The following is a 20,260-nucleotide window of genomic DNA, read 5'->3' on the forward strand; positions in this document are numbered from 1 at the left end:
GCATTGGCAAAGTATTGTCGGCGAGGCTAGGTTTGAACGGAAACTATAACAATAAAGCGTCCGCCACGAGGCTTTTGTCTTGGTTGGTTGTCATGTTTATTGTCGTGTCCAATGGTGTTTTGGCACAAAATTTAACGCTGCCAAACGTTGAACCGATCAATGAGGCGTTGTCCGGCGATGTTGTGGATGAGGCTTCTGACTTTGAAGCTGAAGCGGAAACCTCTGACCTAGAAGCGTTACCTCCCGCAACAAACGACGATACGCCCGCGGAGAGCGAACCGTTGGCAGCAGTTGCACCGCCCGAGCCTGTCAATAAATTGGCTGTCTCCCCCATTATCCGTCAAGCGTTAAATCATAACCCTGAGGTGCGTGCCCGCTTGGCAGCCTTTTATGCCGCCATACAAGATCTGCGTGGTTCTGAGGGTGCGCGGCTGCCATCGGTAGATTTGAATGCGAACGCTGGTGTTGAATGGTTGTCGTATGACGACCGTACGGCTTATGACATTTTTTCGGGTGATGTGGTGGTTACACAATCCTTATACCAGGGTAATCGCACCGTCAATGAAATGGCCCGACTGAACCATCAGGGAGTAGTACGCTTTTTCGAATTGGAAGAAGCGGTCAACCTAGCGGTTTATGAAACCATTGTCGCTTATGAAGATGTACAACGAACGCGACGGTTGTTGGCCTTGGCGCGTGAAAACCACGAGTTGACACGTCGGGTTAGGGCGCAGGTGGAAAGTCGGGTGCAGTCGGGTGCAGCGCCTCGCGTGCAGTTGGAACAAATGAATGGGCGTATGGCTCTAGCGGAATCAAACCTACTGGTCGAAAGTGCCAATTTGCATGACGCTATGGCACGTTTTCGGCGTTATGTCGGTGCATCGCCGGACGACGAGTTGACACCGAATGAATTCGACGCGGCATGGATACCGGAGGATATACAGGATGTGTTGAGTACCGTTTATACCTATAACCCCCGGTTTAGGGCGGCGGTCGCGACTGAGGCAGTCGCAGGTTCTGCGGTAGAAGTTCAGCGCAGTGCCTTTGCGCCGGAAGTCTTTTTACGCGCCCGCCAAAGCATAGGCCGCAATCAAGGTGGCTTTGATTCTCGGATTAATGAGCTGGGTGGGCGTACGGGGGTCGAAGTGGTCTTGAACTACAGCCTATATCGAGGTGGTGCTAATGAAGCAGCGTTGCAAGCCACTCTGGACCGGCAAGATGCGAGTCGTGAGCGTCGTGAAAATGTGTGTTTGGATTTACGTTTCCAGACCCAGGTGCGTTACAACGACCAACAAAGGTTGCAGGAGCAACTGGCATCTTTGCGCTTGCATCAAGCGTCAGCCGACTATGTTCGGCGTGCTTATCGTGATCAATTCGACATTGGGCAGCGTAGCTTAGTTGAAGTTTTGGATATCGAAACGGAATACCTAGACGCCTCGCGAGCCTTGGTAAACGGCGAGCATGATTTGAATATTGCGAATGCGCTTACCCTGCGCACCATGGGGCAATTGTTATCCACGTTAGAAATAAACCACCCAGCAATGCCTACCCTGCAAGACTTCGGATTACAAGCACCCATCATTGATGGCGCTTCCGCCTGTGGTCCAATAGAGCCAGAACCCGAGCCCGTCGAGGCGACCCCAGTAATCGAGTTCGAATTGCCAGAGTTCTTGATGGAAGCCCCCACACCGGCTGCGCCGCCGACGCCGCCACCGCTCGTCTTTACATCGACCACGTCGTTTGATGTGGGCAGTACAGAACTATCGGCCGATGGGCGAGAGTTCTTGGAAACCCTGGCGCAACATTTAAGTACGATGAGCAATGTTGAGGCCATATTGGTGGCTGGACACACGGACAATACCGGGCCTGACCGTATTAACCGACAGTTGTCACAGGCGCGCGCCGATGCTGCGCGTGATTATTTGATCAACCTTGGGGTGCCGGCCGAGAGCATCGAAGCCATTGGCTTTGGTTCGGAAATGCCGGTCGCAACCAATGACACACCGGCCGGTCGAACGGCGAATCGGCGTATTGAGGTTGAGGTGAGAGCGCGTGACTGACACACTGGCACAAACATGGCTTGCCGCGCCTGCTCAGAGACTACCCTAGGTAGAGGTAATGATGACCCGCCAGCACACAGAGTCTGAAGCTATTACCCTTTCGGCGAACACGCCGGCTGATGCCTTGTCTGAGTGCCTGCTGAAACTTGCCCAGTTGCATGGTCGAAATCTTACCCGTGAAGCTTTATTGGCCGGGTTGCCGTTGAATGATGGCCTCCTAACACCGGAATACGCGGATCGCGCGGCCCAGCGTGCAGGGTTATCCTTACGGGCCGTACACCATCGCTTAGGGGCGATTAATCGTCAACTTTTGCCCGCCATTTTGATTCAAAAGAACGATACGGCATGTTTGCTGATGCGCTTGGATCGCAAGGCCAAAAAGGCCTGGGTCATTTATCCGGAACTCAGCGATTCCGTCGTTGAGGTGCCGTGGGCGGAGTTGAAGGAAGACTTTGCGCATGCTGTGCTCTATGTTCAGCCGGAATTCCGCTTTGATACGCGTGCGCCCGAGCGCCAACCATCCCGTCGCGAGCACTGGTTCTGGGGTGTCATTCTCGGCAATACCCGGCTTTACCTTGATGTAATCATCGCTGCCGTCTTGATTAACCTCTTGGCTATTTCCATGCCGCTGTTTGTGATGAATGTATACGACCGGGTGGTGCCCAATCAAGCGCTGGAAACGCTCTGGGTATTGGCCGCGGGGGTGGGTACGGTTTTGGTGGCCGATTTAGTTCTCCGTTCGTTGCGTACGTGGTTTGTCGACCATGCCGCTCGGCGGGCTGATACGGAGCTGTCGGCACGCATCATGACCAAAGTTCTCGGTTTGCAGCTCGCGGCGCGGCCTGTTTCGGCGGGTTCTTTCGCGTCTGTGGTGCAATCGTTTGAGTCAGTGCGCGGATTTATCGGGTCGGCAGTGGTGATCGGCTTGGTGGACTTACCCTTTGTCGTCTTCTTTGCCCTGATCATCGCGATGATCGGGGTGCCCTTGGTGATCCCTGTGGTCATTGGTGGCAGTTTTGTGTTGTGTTATGCGTTGATCATGCAGGGCGCTATGCGTCGCCTGGCCGACGAGTCTATGCAGGCCACGGCGCAACGAAACGCAACCTTGGTGGAGAGTCTGGTTGGGATGGAGACTGTAAAAAGTTTTCGGGCCGAGCAAAAACTGCAAAGTGTGTGGGAGCGGACGACGGCTTACCTAGCAGACAAGACTTCACGCAGTCGTTTTTTTGCCGGCAGTATCGGGCATGTGGCGCAATGGGCGCAGCATACGGTGGCTGTCGCCATCATCGTGATCGGCGTGCATTTGGTGGGTGCGGGCGACCTGAGCCAAGGGGGCTTGGTGGCCGCCTATCTGTTATCGTCGCGTGCAATGGGGCCGATCAGCCAAGCGTCAGCGTTACTCGGACAATTTCATTCCGCCGCGACGGCTTTACGTGGCTTAAATAATGTCATGCAGTTGCCCTCCGAACGCCAGCCGGATGAAACCCGGGTCAGCCGTCCGACGGTCAAGGGCGACATCGAATTTCGTCAGGTGACCTTTCGGTACCCGCAGGATGATGTCGATGTGCTGCGTAATGTCAGCTTTAAAATCAAAGCCGGGGAGCACGTCGCCATTCTTGGGCGCAACGGCTCGGGCAAATCCACCATCGAAAAACTCTTACTCGGTTTGTATCAGCCCAATCAAGGCACAGTATTGGTTGATGGCGTGGATCTGCGCCAATATGACCCCGGTGAACTGCGCAGTAACATCGGCTATGTGCCGCAAGACATTACGTTATTCTTTGGCTCGCTCCGTGACAACGTGGTGCTGCCTTTTCCAACAGCAACCGATGACGAGGTTCTGGCGGCGGGCGAATTAAGTGGTCTGTCTGCGCTGGCTGACCAACACCCGCAAGGTTACAACATGCCGGTCGGAGAACGCGGGGAGCGCCTTTCGGGTGGGCAACGACAGAGCGTAGCGTTAGCACGCGCCTTAATTCGTCGTCCTAATCTGTTGCTGATGGATGAGCCCTCCGGCGCGATGGACCATTCCAGTGAGGAGGAATTCAAGACGCATCTGAACCAATATGCGGTGGGTAAAACCCTCTTGTTGATTACCCATCGCACCTCGTTGTTGGAATTGGTGGACCGAATCATCGTCATTGATCGCGGCGTGATTGTGGCCGATGGCGCGAAAGCCCAGGTCGTTGATGCCTTGCGCAATGGTCGCATTGGGAAGGCCTTATGAAGCCGACCATAGAAACCCCTGTTCGTCCTGAACAACGTCCAGAAGCGGTGTCTACGTGGACACAGGTGATGGGCCACAATTGGGCGGATAACAGTAATTGGTTACGGCAGCAGCAGAAACCACTGCGGGCCCGATTACTGCTATATGCCTTGGTGTGTACCCTGGCCGCCCTAGTCTACTGGGCATCGATTGCCGCGTTGGATGAAGTAACTCGGGGTGATGGCCGCGTAGTTCCAGCGTCGCAGCGTCAGTTAATTCAATCGTTTGATGGTGGTGTGGTGTCTGAAATCAATGTCCGTGAAGGCGAAGTGGTGGAAGCCGGAGCGTTATTGATGAGCATAGACCCGACGCGATTTTTGGCCAGTTTTCGCGAAAATCGTGCGGAAATTTTGTCGCTTACCGCCCGCGCAGAGCGCTTGGAAGCGTTGTCCAACAATCGCCCCATGCGCTTTTCAACCGAGATTTCTCAAGAGGCACCCGAACTGATTGCCCGTGAACAGAGGCTCTATGATGCCGCGCAGAATGAGTTGAGTTCGCGCCAGAATACTGCCTTGGAGCAGCTTAACCAGCGTCGACAAGAACTGAATGAAGCGCAAGCGCGTATAGATCAGTTGCGGCGCTCCTTGGAGATCACGCAGCGCGAATTGGATATAACGCGCCCGTTGCTGGCCAGTGGCGCTGTTGCAGAAGTCGAGGTATTGCGCTTAGTGCGGGATGTCTCCAATGCACAAGGTGAAATTGCCCAAGAAGAAGCACGAATTTCGCGCTTGAACTCCTCCATAGCGGAAGCTCAGAGTGCCTATAACCAATTGGATTTGAACGCCATTGCGGACTGGCGACGCGAATTGTCGGATGTAGAAGGGCGCTTGGCCGGATTAACCGAAACGGCTGCCGGACTGGCTGATCGGGTGCGCTTTGCCGAAATTCGCGCCCCGGTGCGTGGGATAGTCCAGCGGCTGTTCATCAACACGTTGGGTGGTGTAGTACAACCTGGCCGCGAAGTGCTGGAGCTGGTGCCGTTGGATGATCAACTGATCATTGAGGTTCGAATTGCACCCCAGGATATCGCTTTCTTGCGGCCGGGACAGCCAGCGGTCGTGCGTCTTACCGCTTATGATTACGCGGTTTTCGGCGGTTTGAATGGCGTGGTAGATTTAATCAGTGCAGACACCATTACAGACGAACGCGATAACACCTATTATCTGGTTCGGGTGCGCACCGAGGTCGCACCAGAAGAAGCCAACATGAACATAATTCCGGGCATGACGGCGCAAGTAGACATTCTCACAGGCAAGAAAACCGTACTGGAATATCTGCTTAAACCTATTCTCCGGGCAGGATCATTGGCGTTGAGGGAACGATGAGACAACATTATTTTGTAGCGCCAGCAGGCACGGTTTCACCTCGGTGGGAAGAAGCCTACGAGGATGCGTTAGTGATTGCGCAGCTTCCACCGGTTATGGACGCTGATACCACGGTCTGGTTGCACACCGCCTTGCCGGGCTGGGCTGATTGGGTCGGTCCGGTGCTTGCGTGTGAAGGTCGGGTGATCATTTTGTCGTCCGCACCGCGGCGTGACGAGTTGATTGTGGCGCTGGGTGCCGGTGCCAGAGGCTATGCCCATGCGCTTTCCTCGGTATCGATCTTACGTCAGATTGAAGAGGTGTTAGATCGGGGCGGCATCTGGGTTGGCAGTGAGCTGGTGGCTTTACTGGCAGAGCAGGTTGCACCGCAAGTGGATACCAATGCGGCGGCGATGCAAGATGTCCTGCAGTCGTTAACCGAGCGTGAACGCGAGGTGGCACTGGCGGTGGCTAATGGGCAGTCCAATAAAGAAATTGCTCGCCAACTCGGCATAACCGAACGTACCGTTAAAGCTCACCTAAGCGGTATCTTCAACAAATTGGATGTGCGCGACCGCCTGCAATTGGTGTTGCGAGTAAAAGGGCAAAATTAGTCCGTATTGTCCTTTAGTACAATGTTCAGTTTGCTTTCTCTCCCGTAATCTACACCCTGTAGAATTCTCCGTATTGTTTAAAGCAAGGAACTTTCCATGGCAATTGCAACCATCGTCTCTTTAAACGGCCCCGCATGGGCACGTAACCCCGATGGCTCTTTGGTTGAACTGCAACCCGGTGATGAGTTGCAGGTTGGGCAGATTCTGCTGGCGGCAGAAGGCACCATGGTTGAAATGGACTTTGGTGACGGAGAGCCCATGTATTTCGCAGGGGAGAGCACCCTGTTCCTGACCTCGTCGGTCGGCAAAGATGCCTTCATGGACGCCGAAGACGCAGCCTTGTTTGATGAGTCTGTACAGGCCGTATTGCAAGCCTTAGAAAATGGCGAAGACCTTAATTCTGTATTGGACTCCACCGCCGCCGGTGGGCAACAGCAAGCAGTGCCGAATGCATCCGGCGCTGCCACCTCACGTGCTGCGCGATTGTTCCAACAAGCTACGGAAGATGATGGTTTGGGTGATGCTGGCGCCCTAGAATTTGAAACCCCCAATATCACCCGCGACGACAATGGCCCTCAGCGTTTCGACGGCGATGAAGCGACATCCGATACGGATTTGAGCGAAAACGACAACGACACAAATACTCCGCCAGAAATCGAATTTTCTTTTTCGGGATCAGGCGACTCTATACTTTCTGGCGTTGTGCAAAATGGCCAAGCCGGCAGTGATGTTCGTGTAGACTTCATCGATAGTGCCGGTAATACCTATACCGTTAATGTCCCCCTTAGCCCAGCAGGGAGCTTCTCCGTATCGCCTGCTGATATTGACAATTTAGTCTCTGGTGACTTATCCGTTACCGTGACAGCTCAACGCAGTGATGGAGAGACAATCACTGGTCAAACGACCGTAGAAAATTACCAAGCACCAGAAGTACCGACTGGTCCAGTTGACCCGGAAGATCCTGTTGATCCAGAAGATTCGACCGATCCTGTTGATCCAGTGAATCCGTCAGAACCTGATGACTCAGATACCGATGCAGACGCTGATGCCGATGCTGATGAGGACTCCGATGCTGACGCGGATGCTGACGCGGATGCTGACGCGGATGCTGATGCTGACGCAGACGCCGATGCCGATGCAGACGCTGATGCTGATGCTGATGCGGACGCTGATGCGGACTCCGATTCAGACGCTGATGCTGATGCGGACGCTGACTCCGATGCTGATGCTGACGCCGACGCTGATGCAGATTCAGATTCAGATTCAGATGCTGACGCCGATGCGGATTCTGATGCGGACTCCGATGCCGATGCCGATGCCGATTCAGACGCTGATGCTGATGCTGATGCTGATGCTGATGCGGACTCTGATTCCGACGCTGATGCTGACGCGGACGCAGACTCTGATGCCGATGCCGATGCCGATGCGGACGCTGACTCCGATGCTGATGCTGACGCCGACGCTGATTCAGATTCAGATTCAGATTCAGATTCAGATGCTGACGCCGATGCGGATTCTGATGCGGACTCCGATTCAGATGCTGATGCTGATTCAGACGCTGATGCTGATGCTGATGCCGACGCAGATTCTGACGCGGATTCTGACGCGGATTCTGACGCGGATTCCGATGCAGACTCTGATTCCGATGCCGATGCAGACGCTGATGCGGATTCCGATGCCGATGCAGACGCTGATGCGGATTCTGACGCGGATTCCGATGCCGACGCCGATGCAGACTCTGATTCCGACGCTGATGCTGATGCCGATGCCGATGCCGATGCAGACGCTGATGCGGATTCTGACGCGGATTCCGATGCCGACGCCGATGCAGACTCTGATTCCGACGCTGATGCTGATGCCGATGCCGATGCCGATGCCGATGCAGACGCTGATGCGGATTCTGACGCGGATTCCGATGCCGACGCCGATGCAGACTCTGATTCCGACGCTGATGCTGATGCCGATGCCGATGCAGACGCTGACGCGGATTCCGATGCCGACGCGGATGCCGATGCCGATGCCGATTCTGACGCGGACTCAGATGCTGATTCTGACGCGGATTCTGACGCGGATTCTGACGCAGATGCTGATGCTGATGCTGATGCTGACGCCGATGCGGATGCGGATGCGGATGCGGATGCCGATTCCGACGCTGACGCCGATGCGGATTCTGACGCAGATGCTGATTCTGACTCCGACGCTGATGCCGACGCTGATGCCGACGCCGATGCCGACGCAGATTCCGATGCAGATGCGGACGCTGATGCCGATGCAGATGCGGACGCTGATGCCGATGCAGATGCAGATGCAGACGCTGATGCGGATTCCGATGCCGATTCAGATGCAGATGCAGATGCTGACGCTGACGCGGATTCCGATGCCGACGCCGATGCAGACTCTGATTCCGATGCCGATGCCGATGCAGACGCAGACGCTGATGCGGATTCCGATGCCGATGCCGATGCAGACGCTGATGCTGATGCGGACGCAGACTCTGATGCCGATGCAGACGCTGATGCTGATGCAGACGCCGATGCGGACTCTGATGCTGATGCTGATGCTGATGCTGATGCTGATGCGGACGCTGATGCCGACGCAGATGCTGATTCCGACGCAGACGCAGATGCTGACTCCGATGCAGACGCTGATTCCGATGCTGATGCCGACGCAGACGCAGATTCCGACGCAGACGCTGACTCCGATTCAGACGCTGATGCTGATGCTGACGCCGACTCAGATGCAGATGCGGACTCCGATTCTGACGCAGACGCCGATGCAGATACCGATTCAGATGCTGACGCGGACGCAGATTCCGATGCAGACGCCGATGCAGACGCCGATGCTGATTCTGATGCAGATGCAGATGCAGATGCTGATGTTGATGCTGATGCTGATGCGGACTCCGATGCAGATGCAGATGCAGACGCCGACGCCGACGCCGACGCCGACGCCGACGCCGACGCCGATGCGGACTCCGATTCAGACGCAGATGCAGATGCTGACTCCGATTCCGACGCTGACGCTGATGCCGACGCCGACGCTGATGCTGATTCAGACGCTGACGCTGATGCAGACGCCGATGCTGACGCAGATGCAGATGCTGATTCCGATGCCGATGCAGACGCTGATGCTGATGCTGACTCTGATGCTGACTCTGATGCTGACTCTGATGCTGACTCTGATGCTGATGCTGATGCTGATGCTGATGCTGATGCCGATGCCGATGCAGATTCCGATTCTGACGCCGACGCCGACGCTGATGCCGATTCTGACGCCGACGCGGATTCTGACGCGGATGCCGATGCTGATGCAGATTCCGACGCGGATGCTGACTCCGATGCAGACGCTGATTCTGATGCTGACGCCGATGCTGATGCCGACTCTGATGCTGACGCAGATGCCGATTCCGATGCTGATGCCGACTCTGATGCTGACGCAGATGCCGATTCCGATGCTGACGCCGACGCCGACGCTGATGCTGATGCCGATGCCGATGCCGATGCCGATGCCGATGCCGATGCTGACGCTGATGCGGATGCGGATGCCGATTCCGATGCGGACGCCGATTCTGACGCAGATGCCGATTCTGACGCAGATGCCGATTCTGATGCCGATTCTGATGCAGATGCCGATGCAGATTCCGACGCAGACGCTGATGCGGATGCCGATTCAGACGCGGATGCCGATGCTGACGCTGATGCGGATGCCGATGCAGATTCCGACGCAGACGCTGATGCGGATGCCGATTCAGACGCGGATGCCGATGCCGATGCCGATTCCGATGCGGACGCAGATTCCGACGCCGATTCTGATGCAGATGCCGATGCAGATTCCGACGCAGACGCTGATGCTGATGCCGATGCCGATGCCGATTCCGACGCCGATGCAGATTCCGACGCTGATGCTGATGCTGATGCTGATGCTGATGCGGATGCCGATTCAGACGCAGACGCCGACGCTGATGCTGATGCTGATGCTGATGCTGATGCGGATGCCGATGCGGATGCCGATGCCGATGCCGATGCGGATGCCGATGCTGACGCTGATGCTGATGCGGATGCGGATGCCGATGCCGATGCGGACTCTGATTCCGACGCTGATGCTGACGCGGACGCGGACTCTGATGCCGATGCCGATGCCGATGCCGATGCCGATGCGGATGCCGATTCAGACGCTGATGCAGATTCCGACGCGGATGCGGACGCTGACGCCGATGCTGATGCCGATGCTGATGCCGATGCCGATGCCGATGCCGATGCCGATGCAGACGCTGATGCGGATTCCGATGCCGATGCCGATGCAGACGCTGACGCGGATTCCGATGCCGATGCCGATGCCGATGCCGACGCAGACGCTGATGCGGACTCTGATTCTGACGCTGATGCTGATGCGGATGCCGATGCGGACTCAGACGCTGACTCCGATTCCGATGCAGATGCAGATGCAGATGCAGATGCAGATGCAGATGCTGATGCTGACGCTGATGCAGATTCAGATGCCGATGCTGATGCTGATGCTGATGCTGATGCTGATGCTGATGCTGATGCTGATGCTGATGCCGACGCCGATGCCGATGCCGATGCCGATGCCGATGCCGATGCCGATGCCGATGCTGACGCGGACTCTGATGCAGATGCAGACGCTGACTCAGATTCTGACGCGGATCTCGAAAGCGCACTGACCGTTAAGGTGTCTAATGAGCAGACGTCTTCACCGGACTTCTCAGAAGCAAACAGTCATACGGTTGCGCAACCTGAAGCGTGGGGAGAGACTGCGACGTTCACCCAAGCAGAAACAGGGCAGCCTGGAACCATAGAAACACAGTTTGACGACGCGAATTCCGTAGCGGTTGAATTAACAACCTCTTGGAATAGCGTTAAAAATATCAGCGTAACGAGCGAAGAAAGTGCAAACGTCACGTTGGATAATTTCGTCTACGTTAATGTTGCTCTCGCTGGTCAAGGTGACTCCCAAGTCACCATAAATGACGCCAAACGAGGTGATATTGCGACGGGTGAAGGCAATGACACCATCAATATCCAAGCGCTCACTAATGGATCAGGATGGAGCAATCACTTTGACGTGAATGCCGGAGAAGGTGACAACACCATCAACCTGACAGGCTCTCAAGGCCATACGTCGGCGGACATTGTTACTGGTTCAGGCAACGATAGCATCACATTGGATGGCGACTTTGCCAGCATTGATATTCAATCTGCCGGTGGTTCAAATATCTTCGATTTGAGTGGTGCAAGCTTTAGCTCCGCAACCATCGACGGTGGTAATGACGGCAGTACGTTTGTCCTAGGTAGCAATGTGGATGGTGTGACATTGATAGGTGGCAGTGGTGCGGATGTGCTGCAATTGAACCTAACATCGGAACAACTAACCGACAGTGCGCTCGAAGAACTGTTTGCTTTCAGCCAGTCTGAAAGTGACACCTTCCAGTTCAGCGTCATTGGTGACCTGCATACCACGTATTTTGACGGCTTGGCACTGTATGTTGACGGTGAGTTGACCGATATTGAATCGCTGATGCCAGTGCCGGATCCGTCGATTGAGCTGTCAGTAGACTATGAAGCGGAGTCCGTGCGCCTTGATGAAGCGTTGGCAGCTAGCCCTGACCAACCGATTTCAATCAGCACCGGTGCTTCGGGACTTGTGTTAACGTCTATGGGCAAAATGGACGGTGACGGTGGTGAAGATTACAGCGTTTGGCGGCTGCGAAATGGCGGAGATGAGGAGGTCTATGTGACCTTGGAATCGGTGGATGGAACATTCACAGAAACCTACTTGCTGCCACCGAACAGTGACACCTTCGTTGCTAGCACAGCTCATGCGGGTTCTGCCACGCACAAGCTGATCAGTGAAGACGGCAACACGTCGACGAAAGCGGCGAGCAATGCTGAGTTCTCCTATGGCCAGATGGTCGATGGTGAAAATCAAGTGCTGACCGTTCATGGCTCTACCGAAAGCATCGATGTAGGCACCACGATAGACATTACGGTGACGGACGTGGCGGGCAATACCGTGGAATTAACCACACAGGTGGATGAAGACGGTAATTTCACTGTACCCCTCAGTGACCTGGAGGGATTGGTCTCAGGTAACCTTACTATTGATGCAAGCCATACCAATGCGGAAGGTGGGGTTGTCAATGGCAGTGTAGTCTTCGTTGATTACGTGGCTCCTGTTGTAGAGCCGACGGTGCAAGCGCCCGAGATCGTGAGTGTTGAGGTGTCGCAAGAAGCAACTTACGGCAAACCCGAACTGGATCAACCGGGCCGTAACCTGAATAATCACAACATGAATGGCGGCGACAACGATCACCAGATTGCCGTCAACAACATCAACAATACCAGCATGAATTTAGGTAATGGTGATGATGTATTGGTCATTCGTGGCAATGGTAACAATGCCAATATCAACCTGGGTAATGGTGACAATACCATCGTTCTCGAAGGCAACAGCTATAACAATATGTCGATCAATGCCGGTAACGGAAACGACGTACTGTACTTGCCAGGCAGTCAAGGTGATTATCACCTCAACGCCTTGAACAATAACAATGGTGTCTATTCCGGGTTTATAGGTACTAATGGTGGTGGCAATAAAGGCATAACGATCAATAACTTTGATTTGATTGTGTTTGCTGACGGTACGTCGCTGGGTAACGGCCAAGAGCCAGTGCAAGGCGAAGTAACGATGACCACCATTGCTGGCGAAGCGGAACCTGCACATGATGTTGAGGTATACGCTGACGGTGAATTACTAGGTACCGTGGTGGCCGATGCGGAAGGACAGTGGCAGTTTGACTATGAAGGGGATGGAACTGCGGAATATACGGCAGTTGCGATCAATTCAGACGGCGAGCGGAGTGAGCCATCTGCGGCTTGGTTGCCTGAATTGGGCGACCTTAATGCGTTAGCTGCCGACATGAAGGTTCAAATTGGTACCGACGAAAACGATGCGCTGGAAAGTGCAGGCGGTGACAACCTGCTGTTGGGTGGTCTGGGTGCCGATACCTTTGCTTGGTCTTTGGCTGATCTAGGCTCGGCCGATCAACCCTTCCTCGACATCGTGGCTGACTTCACCGAAGGTGAGTTCACGTATGACGGAGAGGCGGATCGTATCCATCTGAAAGATTTGCTGAAGGATGGTGATACGGAAGATGATCTGGCGAACTACCTGCATTTTGAAGTGGTTGACGGTGATACTTTGGTGCAGATCAGCAGCAATGGTGGCTTTGCGGATGGCAGTGGCCATGCCGATCAGACGATCATCTTACAAGGTGTTAGTCTGTCCGGTACGGATGATGAAATCATCCAACAGTTGCTGAGTGCTGGCCAATTGTTGCTGGACAACTAAGCGTATCTCGCACCTTAGAAACGCCGCCGATGGGCGGCGTTTTCATTTATACTGCTGGGCATAGCTTAATAGGGGTGCCGTAACGATGTTCGTAAAAAGAAACGCGGATGGTCTCGTGGTGGCTCTGAGTCGTGAGGCCAGTGCGGATTGTACGGAATTCGTGGCTGACGAATCGGATGAAGTGAAGAACTTCGTTCAGATTTCTGACGAAAAAGAAGCCGCCGTAGAAGACTTGGCTCAGTCGGACTTGGATATGGTTCGGGTAGTAGAAGATCTGGTTAATCTGTTGATTGACAGTAGCGTGATTCGCTTTACGGATTTGCCGTCTGCCGCGCAACAAAAATTGCTGAATCGGCGTGCTATGCGGGATCAAATGAACCCGGTTGATTTATTGGATAACGAAGACGATTTTAATTTCTAATGAACCTATCTGATGCATTAGCGTTGGCTCATGGCTTTCTGGCTCAACATCTACCGCCTGAGCAACCAGACGTTTTTCATTGTTTTATTTCAGTCAGTAACGGACGACAAAGGGCGACAGTGGTCTGTGGAACCGGCGGTCATTGGACAAGCGCTTGGCGGGAAGCCATCCGGGCACTGCATAAAAAAGCTGATCAAAACACGGAGCACCTGCGTTGGTTACGAGTTGATTGGGTAACTCAGGTATATGCGCATACATGGACTTCATTGGATGCGCTTCTGCAGAAAACAAAGAGAAATTATTTTCGTAAAGGCATCGCCTTAGACAAAGGTTTTAAACGGGCTTTTTTAGAAACCGAATTGCATGCTAATGCGATGCTTTATCCCGGCGCCAAAATCAATCACGCTCAACTTAATGAGAAAAATTTTACTCGATATCTTCGATTGAAATATGGTGCACAGAGTCATGTAGAATTCACCCCTAAAACAGAGGTTTATTCCTTCGCTACTGAGGCTGTTTTGGTGGATGACAAGGGCGAACTTCATACAATATCGGGCACGGGCCGCGATAGTGGGCGTCGAGATGTCGAGGCTCTAACGCCTGCTCTAGTTGGGCAACTGATTCATGATGGCAGTCGCTTTCTCGCTCGACAGGTGAAGTCGTCGGGGCAGTTTGTTTATGGTATTCATCCGTGTTTTGATCGCAGGGTGCCAGCTTATAACGCCTTGCGGCATGCAAGTAGTACTTATGCCATGCTGGAAGCTTGGGAAGTAACCAGAAGTGTTGAGTTGCGAGAGGCTATAGAGCGTTCTTTGCTTTATTTGTGCAACAACCTCATTCAGACTCGAACTCTCCCTAATGGCAACGCCGCAGGCGAAACGGCCGCTTTTTTGGTGGATGTGGGTGATGAAATAAAGCTCGGCGGTAATGCTGTATGCATCTTGGCGTTAACCAAGTATACCGAGCTTACCCGGAACACCACTTACCAAACGCTGCAGCATCAATTGGCTGTAGGCATTGAACACATGCAGAACCCGGAAACCGGGCAGTTCGTGCATGTATTGCAAGCGAAAGATTTGTCGGTAAAAGAACCTTTCCGCATTATTTATTACGATGGTGAAGCGGCCTTCGGCTTGATGCGTTTGTATGGGCTGACGCGAGACCCCCGATGGTTAATGTGCGTGGAACGTGCTTTCACGTATTTTATTGCGGCCAAACATTGGCAAGCGCATGACCATTGGCTGAGCTACTGCGTTAATGAACTGACCCGCTATCGTCCGGAAGCACGCTACTATCAATTTGGTATCCAAAACGTTAACGGCTACTTAGATTTTGTGTTAAACCGCATCACGACCTACCCTACGTTGTTGGAATTGATGATGGCGGCGCACAAAATGATTACGAGATTGCGGCGTGATGCGGAACATGCGCACTTGTTAGAACAACTTGATGTGGCAGAATTTTATCGTGCGTTGGAATATCGGGCGCAATATCTATTGAATGGACATTTTTGGCCTGAATTGGCGATGTACTTCCAAAAGCCGGAATCTGTGTTGGGTAGCTTTTTTATTCGCCATCATTCATTTCGTGTGAGAATCGACGACGTTGAGCATTATTTGTCTGGATATGTTGCCTATTTGCAGCATTATTTAACCACTGAGTCGAAGTCCGAATTACCCCAGCAGCATTTTATTGTGAGCGGATCGGTGCAATTGAACGCCGACGCGGCGTTAGTGTTTGAAATCATGCGGACTGCTGCCATGCGAGCTGGATGCTTGATCAATGCACGTCAAGCCAAGAATAATCGCGTTTGGTTGACCAGTGCCACCATGACCGCAGAAGCTGAGGCTTGGTTAGGCCAACATGCACCTTTGTTCGGCTGGACACCAGAGGACGATGAAGATAGCTGCTCTTGGCATTACAGTGGGAATGTAACCATTGCAGAGGCCCGTCAGGTACTGTTTGATACGTCGCCCTTGGTGTCTGGTGTTGGAGTGTCTTGTTGGTCCGCTGACTCGGTGGCATTGGCGACAGGAGGCCACTGGCGTGTCGAGCCCGCTACGTCGTGGCAAGCTTCTGGCTTGTGTATTGCATTACCTACACTGAAAGCAGGGCAAATAGTGACTGTTCGGCCAGTAGACGGTAAGCGTGGTTTAACGGTGGCTCAAATTCGAGCAGTCCTGAGAAAAGGCAACTGCCAGATTGCCGGACTAATGGCACAAGACCAGTGGGCGTCTATCGCCGAGTTTCGTCTGCCAATTCTGGCGGTGCAAGATGTGGGTACCGCTGTTCTTAACTTTGGTTTTTCTGCGCGCTCGTTGCTGGGTGGAAAAGTCATTGGGGTGACGGGCAGCTCAGGAAAGACAACCGTATGCGCATTGTTGGAGCATTTGCTGTCCTTTGCAGGACAGTCTGCGGGCAGTCGACACAGCGCCAACCTTCCACATGGATTGGCATGGAATCTGGCCAGCATGCCGTTTGATGCCGACTATGTAGTTCTGGAAATGGCCATTGGGGGAATGGGCGTCAATAGTTTGATGGCGCGACCGGACATAGCGGTATTTCTAAACGTCTCTGCTGCGCACTTGATACACCATCGATCCACGCTCGAGATCGCAGATAAGAAAAGTCGACTGTTCCTGGGGATGTCGCCCGACGGTGTCGCGGTCATTAATCGGGACATGAAGGAATACTCTGTTGTTGCCGCAGCTGCGAAAGAGCTTGATATCCGCCTAATTACCTTTGGTTGTCATCAAGACGCCGATTATCGACTGATGACGTCTCCAGAGATACAAAGTTTGACATGGCAGGTCAATGACCAAACATTTAATTGGTCGCTCACGAATCCCGAAACCTTTTGCAGTGTGCCTTTGCAACTCAACGTTTTGGCAGCCATCGCAGTGTTGGAGGTGTTGGGCGTAGCTATCGAGCAAGCATTACCTGCATTGTCTACGTTTTCAGCGCCTGCAGGCAGAGGAAACCAGCGTGATTTAATGTTAGGTGAACGGCGAATCTGTGTTATAGACGAAAGCTATAATGCCAATCCCGATTCTATGCGTGCCGCGCTGGACCGGTTCGCTAACCTGCCGAAGGTATCCGGTAAGTCATGGCTGGTGCTGGGTGATATGTTGGAATTAGGCGCTGATGAACTGGCGTTGCATCGGGATTTGGCCACAGCCATTAAGCAAACGAAGGCAGATCGAGTTCTACTTTTTGGCTCATTGATGTCAACCCTCGAATCGGAATTAAAGAAGACAGGTCAGACCTGTCAAACATTTACTGACTTATCTGCATTGCAAAAGGCGTTGATCGCAGAGCTCTCGGATGGCGATCGAGTATTGATTAAAGCATCACACGGTACTGGGTTGCATGCTTTGATCACGTATTTGGGTCGTGAAGCGGTACCTGAGCCTCAATAACGCTTCATGCCACGCTTTAGCGCACGGCCGTCCCCGTTTGCGCATCCAACCCAAGGTCCGCCAATGTATTCACATCATCGGCGGTGGTGACACCCTGCGCGATCATGGTAATGCCCAGTGAATGGCCGATGGAGCACAGGCCGCGCACGAAAGTTTGGTTGCCGGAGTCTTGCTGAATATTGCGGATAAGGGCATGGTCAATTTTAATGTAGGACAGCCCCAAGTCTTGCAGGTTTTCGAGGCGGGCAAATTCTGGCCCGACATGCTCCAAGCCAATGCGCGCACCGCACGCTTGGAGTTCGTTGCACAGCACCCGGAATGCTTGTGCGTGGCGAATAGCGCAAAATTCATGGCATTCGAAATCAAGCTGTTGCGCCGCTTTAGGGGCACTTTCAAGCATTTTGAGCAGTGCTTGCCGGAACCCAGTGTCTTGAACCGATTCAGTGGCAATATTGACCGCCAGTCGGGCGTTTTGATGTTCAGGTAAGGCAGCCAAACGCAACGCTTCTTTGATAACGCACAAATCCATTTTGGGCAGCAGGCCCAGCCGTGCCATCCAGGGTACAAAGTAACGGGCTGGCCGCAGGGCACCGTCCAGTTGCCAGCGCGCGGGGACTTCCGTATGAAACAGCTCACCCTGCAGGGTACGGACTGGATAACTCGCCAAGTCCGGAGACACTTTTGTTAAAGCTTCTTCCAGTACACGACGCCATTCATCCAGGTTCGCATGTGGTGCCTCGCGTTGTTGCAGCGTGGTCATGACCATACCACGAGGGCCATTTTGCTCGGCTTCAGCCAAGGCACCGTCAAGCTGCATCATTAATTTGCCACGAGTCGCCGACTCGTCAAATTCGCAACAGGCCAGTGGTAACGCAAATTCATCCTCCGGGTGGGTGCTGATGAGTCGATCCAGCAACTCATCCAGCGTTTGGCGTATGCGTTTCGCCATGGGTTGAGGGTCGTACAAGCTGGGAATCAATAAAATAAAATCACTGCCGTTCAGGCGACCGGAAAAGCATTGTCCGTGGGTGTCCGTTACTTGCTGCAGCACGCGTGCTACGTCTTTCAAGAACTGATCCGTCGCCACGCGGCCCAGTTGTGTATTGACATCCTGCAGGTTCATCACCCGAATGATCAGCAAGGCGGCATCGTGATCCGTGGTATCCACGGCTAATTGCCCATCCAGCACATTAAAGAAGTGCTCGCGATTAGGTAGACCTGTTAAGTCATCGTGTTGCAAGCGTCGGCGCAGGGTGTCGAGCTGCCGGGTTTCTTTTTCCAGCATGTCGCGTACCCGCTCGGAGAGCAGGTTCATGGCACTAACTAAACGCTTGAATTCGTGGATACGTGGTTCATCTGACCGGATAAAGCGACGATCGCCTATGGCTTCGGCTTGCTGCACCACAGTATCTAGAGGCCGTGATACCGATTTCAAAAACCAAGTGCCGAGCAAACCACAAAAAAGGCCCATGGCCACGAACCATTGCAACAGCCGGACAGTGCTTTGCCAGAGTGCATCAACGGCGTAGCCGCTGTGGCTCAGCACGGTTAGGGTGCCGTATTGCTCCCAGCCATCTTGCACCAATGCTTCCCCGGCTTCCGCGTGTATTGGTACCCAGTTTTGAAACCATTGCGGTGCCTGTGCCGTCGTGGCCGACCGTTGCGCGCGCTCGACCATGACGCGCCCTTCCGGATCCGTTAGGGTGATGCGTTGATAGTGTCCGGCATCAAACTGTGCGGCGACCAACAGTTCAATGGTGATGGGGTCCTTGTCCAGTTGCGACATGGACAAGGCGAGGGACGTGGCGTTGTCAATGTTCTTGAGTTGCAACTGTTGGGTGAGGACCTGTTGCGCCGACAAGGTACTGACGAGAAAGCTGCCACCAAAGGCGAGCAACATCATGCAGCCGATGGCAATCCAGAGTTGTTTAATCAATGACATGGTCGTACGCCTCCAAAAAAAACAAGACCTTGTGCAGGAGCTAAAGCGTTCATAACTGGATACCTTCTTGTTGCATGCGTTGCAGCACATCACCCCAGCGCGATACGCGTGCCGTCGGGTCGGCGGCCGAGGTGCTGCTGTTGCCCACCCAAAGACCGCGGTCATTAAAACTGAACACGGGTCGTAAGTCTGTGCGCTGCGTCGCAGGAACGATATTTGGGTTAATGTTGTCGAGATTTTGCGGTATGGCATTGGCGGTGGGGTAATAGCCCAGCACCATGTGCGCTTGCGAGCTGCCTTGGTATTGTGCGTTAACATAAATTAATCGGAGCCGCTCGTTGGGTACGCCCAGCAAACGCAAGGTGATGTATTTGGCAATGCTGTAGTCTTCGCAATCACCTGCGGCCTGGCCGAGGGTTTGCAACGGGGAAGCCCAATAGTCTTCTTCGCCCCAGAGTTCTAAGTCGTCTACCCAGAGTACCTGTTGGTTAAAAAAGTCGTTAACGGTGCGCAGTATATCGGGTTCGGTCATGTTGCGGGCGCTGTCCATCATGCTGAACCATTGCTGCAATACAAACACGCCTGCGTCACCGTATTCCGTATGCATGACGGTTCTAACCCGCGCGGTGTCCAGGGTGACGGCGGGCGTCGAAGCGGACAGGAAGAGCACAAAGACAGCGCTGACGGCATAGAAGCAGCGCATGCCATAACGACCATGGCGCCAATGGGCGCGCCAGCCTCTGTACCCGGATCGGCCCATGGCCACACTCATTCCATACACTCGTGGTTTTGTTCTCAAGATTCACTGACTATACTAACCAAGTGCCCTAGCGATGTAGAGCATTGAATACGTGCCTGTCTGAATT

General features: G+C 53.7%; 9 protein-coding genes. 7 read left to right on the plus strand and 2 right to left on the minus strand.

Annotated elements, in window-relative coordinates; translation table 11 throughout:
• Window positions 1-92: 92 nt before the first annotated feature.
• From ACFOSD_RS15395 to ACFOSD_RS15425, 7 genes are all read left to right on the plus strand, one after another.
• Entirely contained in the window at window positions 93-2,060 is a 1,968-nt protein-coding gene (locus ACFOSD_RS15395; protein ID WP_380698133.1) for a TolC family protein, read from the plus strand.
• A gap of 58 nt (window positions 2,061-2,118) precedes the next feature.
• The gene (locus tag ACFOSD_RS15400; protein WP_380698135.1) at window positions 2,119-4,287 is read left to right on the plus strand and encodes a type I secretion system permease/ATPase; all 2,169 of its coding nucleotides are present in this window, start codon (window positions 2,119-2,121) and stop codon (window positions 4,285-4,287) included.
• Window positions 4,284-5,651 carry an HlyD family type I secretion periplasmic adaptor subunit gene (locus ACFOSD_RS15405; protein ID WP_380698137.1) on the plus strand — a complete coding sequence of 456 codons (1,368 nt, stop codon included), beginning with the start codon at window positions 4,284-4,286 and terminating at the stop codon, window positions 5,649-5,651. The genes ACFOSD_RS15400 and ACFOSD_RS15405 overlap by 4 nt, the downstream gene beginning before the upstream one ends.
• A complete protein-coding gene (locus ACFOSD_RS15410; protein ID WP_380698139.1) occupies window positions 5,648-6,244 on the plus strand; it encodes a helix-turn-helix transcriptional regulator in 597 nt (198 codons plus the stop codon). Before ACFOSD_RS15405 ends, ACFOSD_RS15410 begins: the two co-directional genes overlap by 4 nt.
• 96 nt (window positions 6,245-6,340) lie before the next feature.
• The gene (locus ACFOSD_RS15415; protein ID WP_380709212.1) at window positions 6,341-13,612 is read left to right on the plus strand and encodes a hypothetical protein; all 7,272 of its coding nucleotides are present in this window, start codon (window positions 6,341-6,343) and stop codon (window positions 13,610-13,612) included.
• Between the two features lie 85 nt (window positions 13,613-13,697).
• Complete coding sequence (locus ACFOSD_RS15420; protein WP_380698143.1) at window positions 13,698-14,033, plus strand: tryptophan synthase subunit beta like protein; 336 nt, start codon at window positions 13,698-13,700, stop codon at window positions 14,031-14,033.
• Entirely contained in the window at window positions 14,033-17,452 is a 3,420-nt protein-coding gene (locus ACFOSD_RS15425) for a UDP-N-acetylmuramoyl-tripeptide--D-alanyl-D-alanine ligase (protein WP_380698145.1), read from the plus strand. Before ACFOSD_RS15420 ends, ACFOSD_RS15425 begins: the two co-directional genes overlap by 1 nt.
• Window positions 17,453-17,468: 16 nt before the next feature.
• Here the strand turns inward: ACFOSD_RS15425 and ACFOSD_RS15430 are convergent, their stop codons facing one another.
• Both ACFOSD_RS15430 and ACFOSD_RS15435 read right to left on the minus strand, forming a co-directional pair.
• Window positions 17,469-19,394, minus strand: a complete 1,926-nt coding sequence (locus tag ACFOSD_RS15430; protein WP_380698147.1) for a bifunctional diguanylate cyclase/phosphodiesterase — start codon at window positions 19,392-19,394, stop codon at window positions 17,469-17,471.
• A 49-nt stretch (window positions 19,395-19,443) separates the two neighbouring features.
• The gene (locus ACFOSD_RS15435) at window positions 19,444-20,166 is read right to left on the minus strand and encodes a transglutaminase-like cysteine peptidase (protein WP_380698149.1); all 723 of its coding nucleotides are present in this window, start codon (window positions 20,164-20,166) and stop codon (window positions 19,444-19,446) included.
• Window positions 20,167-20,260: the final 94 nt, after the last annotated feature.

It is taken from the genome of Salinispirillum marinum (genome assembly GCF_042650105.1).
Classification (GTDB): domain Bacteria; phylum Pseudomonadota; class Gammaproteobacteria; order Pseudomonadales; family Natronospirillaceae; genus Salinispirillum; species Salinispirillum marinum.